A 4135-nucleotide genomic window follows, 5' to 3' on the forward strand; every position below is an offset into this window, starting at 1 on the left:
GCGCGGAAACTGCTGGGATAACAGCCCAATGGAACGCTTCTTCAGGAGTCTGAAGAACGAATGGATGCCGGTGGTGGGTTACGTAAGCTTCAGCGAGGCAGCTCACGCCATAACGGACTATATCGTTGGATATTACAGCGCACTAAGACCGCACGAATATAACGGTGGGTTACCCCCAAACGAATCGGAAAATCGATACTGGAAAAACTCTAACTCGGTGGCCAGTTTTTGTTGACCACTTCAGATCGAGGTTCACAGTACTGCGCATACGATTACCGGGTCATACAGGAGCAGTCTGGTCTGAAAACATCAATGTCGCGTAAAGGTCACTGTTACGACAACGCTCCGATGGAAAGCTTCTGGGGAACGCTGAAAAATGAGAGCCTGAGCCACTATCGTTTTAATAACCGGGATGAAGCCATCTCAGTAATACGGGAATACATTGAGATTTTCTACAATCGTCAGCGTCGTCACTCTCGTCTGGGGAATATCTCCCCGGCAGCCTTCAGGGAAAAATATCATCAGATAGCTGCTTAAAAAAAGAACAAATGGTAGTGTCCGCTATTGCCAGTACACCTCATTCACATAGACATTCAGCTGGCTGTTGCCTGCGGTGATGTCATACCCCAGTATCATGCTGGCACGCCCCAGCAGCGATTCGTAGTGATTCAGATGTATATTGAGGCCATTACTCGCCTTCATAGCCATCTCATTCTGGTGGCTGTATGTAAGCTGGGTTTGCGGCTCTATATAGAACCCATAACCAGTAGGGGACAGGTTGAACCTCTGCCCGGCTTCTAGGGAGATGCTCATTCCATTCGCAGTGCCGTTGGCGTTAACGCCGTTGTTATGACTGTCCAGTACGTGGAAACTATTTTTCTGGCGCGATGCTTTTATAACGAGATCGCTGTAAAAACCGTTTTGTGCCATGTAACTGGCGTACATTCCCATGTAGTCTGAACGTGCGGTACCGTCGCCTCCGCTATAGTCCGGCGATGCATGTGTTGAGCCAATATACAGACCGACATACAACGGCATTTCATCAGAGAGACGTTTATCCCCACCAAACTGGATACCGCTGTAACCCATGTCAAAGCCGCTCAGTTTGCCACTGGCAAAGGAGTCCAGGCTTCCCCCATAACTGCGCAACCAGATATTACCGTCTTTACTCTGATTTCGCAGGTCACCCATCCGTTGCATCAGCGTACGGTTTTCAACATAGTTCAATAAGTAACCGACATTGAGATAATTGCCGCCAGCATCTGCGGTCGTGGTGGGTTTAGGCGTGGGAGCGGGTTCAGGCGTAGGATCGGGGTTGACTATGGGAGGCTGAGCGGGAGCTGGTGTGGGTTCAGGATTAGGAGTCGGTTCCGGAACTGTCCCGGAAGCGTAAAGCTCCCAGTTAGTGCCATTTTTACGCACATCGTACAGATATCCCCCCCAACTCAACCTGAGAAGACGCGCTGAACGAGGCCGCGCCGTCAGTGGTTTTTACCACTGTCAGAACTTCATTTCCCGTTGTGGCCTCGCTGCCCTGGTTGCGGATAGCCAATACGTGATTACCAGCACTACTCCCGCTGATATTCAATAAATCCCCTTTATTATTAACGCCATTACCCTCGCCAACAACATCAGCACGCATAATAAAGGTACTGTTACCGCTCAGGTTCTCTACGTTTAATGTGGCAAATGTGCCGGCAGTTGACCCGTGGCTGGCAAAATCGACAGTTGAATGGCTCAGCGCCAGCGTGTCGAGATTAGAATTACTTGTTACGTTCCAGACGCTGTTATTCATTGCAACGTCCAGTTTTCCGCCATTGACATTATCGCTGAGGGAGGAACCTGTCCAAACCGACCCAGGGTGCATATCCAGATTGATTAGCCCACCTTTGGAAAAAACGCTACCGTTGATAAGCATACGACCCGAGGCGTTGATGCGGCTGGCGGCATAACCATCGTCATGTTGCGTTGCAATGGCCATCTGGTCGGGTGTACTCATATCAATGACCAGATCGCTCGTGAGGTCGATCTGGCTGTTGGTCATGGCATAAATTCCCCTGGCTCCTGCCGCGCCGGTGATAGCCAAACTGTCTCCGGTTATTCTACCGCCGCTGAGCGCCCACAAACCCAGCGCCAGACTGCCATTACGATCAACTGTAATATCGGTATTTTGCATGTTGACAACAGCCGTTGCCGTCTGGGCCGAGGCACCATAAGAACCGCCGGAAAAGATGCTGTTTCGTTGCGCTGCCGTGCCAGAAAAATTGATTGTCGCGTCTGAACCACTGGTGACGAGGCCACCGCCCTGCGCGGAAGAAATATGGCTATCTGCACCGATAGTGGTTGTACCACCACGAACTTCGACGCCATTGGCCGCGGCTCCAGTTACATCAACAGTGAGTGCATTCGCGCTAACCTGGCCAAAGCTCCAGAGGCCGTGTGCATTATCGCCATTGGTTTTAATGGAACTGTTTGTTCCGAGATCGACAACAGAGTTTTTCTGTACGTTTATCCCCATGGCGCTGTAGCCCTGAACATCGATTGTCAGGTCTGTAGCCGTAAAACGCGCAGCACCATTGGCGTTATTGCCGTTGAGACCACCGATATAAACACCTGTACTTCCATCGGTCGTGATTTTACTTCCGCTTCCAAGATCGACACTGGTGCCATAGTCATTGATGGTTAGGCCTATACCGTTCGAGTTTTCAATGGTGAATTGAGTGGCTGTTAGTGTTGAGCTATGCCCAATAATGATGCCGTCATCGTTACTCTTAATGGTGCTGCCTGTGCCTAAGTCAGCATGGGTATAGTCACCAATTAAGTTAATGCCGATGGCAGAGGTTTGACCAACAACATCTACTGTGAGTCGGTTAGCTGTCAGGGAGCTGTTTTTGCCCTGAATAATGATTCCTTTTGCATATCCAGAGGCGTCGTTGACATTGACGGTGACATCATTACCCAGGTTGATATTGCCAGGCGTGTTTCCTGCTGGGGTCATTACACCATAGAGGTTTCCTGATGGATCGGCGGTATCTCCTGTAATTCTGTCACCATCATTAATAGTAATATTGGTGCCATATTGACTTCCTGTATCAGCAGCTATCAGCAGGGGGGAAAAGATAATTGCATTCAAACCAATAGCGCCAAATTTTATCAGTTGAATTGAGGGCGAACGGATTTTTAATTCAGCGAGACGATCTGCTTTGGTATTCCCATTGTGTTGTTTGATGCCCATACCACTCCTATATAGTACCCAGACTATGGGTCTATGGATTTTGTCATTTTGTTTAAATCAATGAATAATATCCTCTTATCATCATGATATTTGTATGGTGCAATCATGATGAGCTTCTCAGAGAATAATTCTCTATTACCGGGCAAAATCAGGAACACAGGAATTAATATATATTTAACATCCCCCTTACAAAGGTGAGTTTATATCGAGTTATTCCCTAAGTTGTCGTTACTTATTCCAATTCGTTACTATAAATATGGCAAAAATATTACAACAAACAGCGGTTAAAAAATTTGGTGAAGATTTTTTGTAATAATCCTAATTAGTTATGGGAATTTCGCTTGATGTATCTGCATAACAAAAACAATATGCGCCATTTTTGCATTACTAATAAGAAAAAGCAAAAAACATCGATATTCATTTTTGGTCAATGGGTTTTCTGGCCTATCGTTGTTATTGTGCTACTGGTTATCATTTTCATCTTGCCAGCATATTGGAGCGTGATCAATTTTGATCAGCTGTGAAGGTGGCTGATGTGTAGTGATACAAAAACTTACGTTATATCACTGCTAATGAGATATCCGTCATCTGAACACTTATGTCTTTAATTATTCTCGTGGTTCACTATAGGCAATAAGCACAAAAGTGTAGGATGTTACAAGAATGATTAGGACTCGGTGGGTAATGCTGCCAACTTACTGATTTAGTGTATGATGGTGATTTTAAGGTGCTTGCGTGGCTTCCATTTCCATCAGATGTCCTTCCTGCTCCGCTACTGAAGGCGTGGTGCGTAACGGCAAAAGCACTGCCGGACATCAGCGCTATCTCTGCTCTCATTGCCGTAAAACATGGCAACTACAGTTCACTTACACCGCCTCTCAGCCCGGTACGCACCAGAAA

The 4135-nt window shown here is 47.0% G+C and carries 2 protein-coding genes and 2 pseudogenes; 3 read left to right on the forward strand and 1 reads right to left on the reverse strand.

The genetic code is table 11. The annotated features are described in order from the left end of the window. Both BHE85_RS11580 and BHE85_RS11585 read left to right on the forward strand, forming a co-directional pair. Positions 1-235: integrase core domain-containing protein (locus tag BHE85_RS11580; RefSeq protein ID WP_146627965.1), on the forward strand; the 235-nt coding region annotated here is incomplete at its 5' end. Continuing rightward, positions 229-537, forward strand: a pseudogene (locus BHE85_RS11585) (integrase core domain-containing protein); the annotation flags it as partial. The gene BHE85_RS11580 and the pseudogene BHE85_RS11585, both read left to right, overlap by 7 nt. A 45-nt stretch (positions 538-582) precedes the next feature. On the opposite strand, the pseudogene BHE85_RS11590 reads toward BHE85_RS11585, so the two are convergent. After that, positions 583-3235, reverse strand: a pseudogene (locus BHE85_RS11590) (autotransporter outer membrane beta-barrel domain-containing protein); the annotation flags it as partial. Positions 3236-3970: 735 nt separating this feature from the next. Here BHE85_RS11590 and BHE85_RS11595 point away from each other — a divergent pair. Beyond that, positions 3971-4135 (forward strand): IS1 family transposase (locus tag BHE85_RS11595; protein ID WP_047664789.1); only part of this gene is annotated, 165 nt, incomplete at its 3' end.

It is taken from the genome of Shigella sp. FC1567 (genome assembly GCF_001743015.1).
GTDB classification, from domain to species: domain Bacteria; phylum Pseudomonadota; class Gammaproteobacteria; order Enterobacterales; family Enterobacteriaceae; genus Escherichia; species Escherichia coli.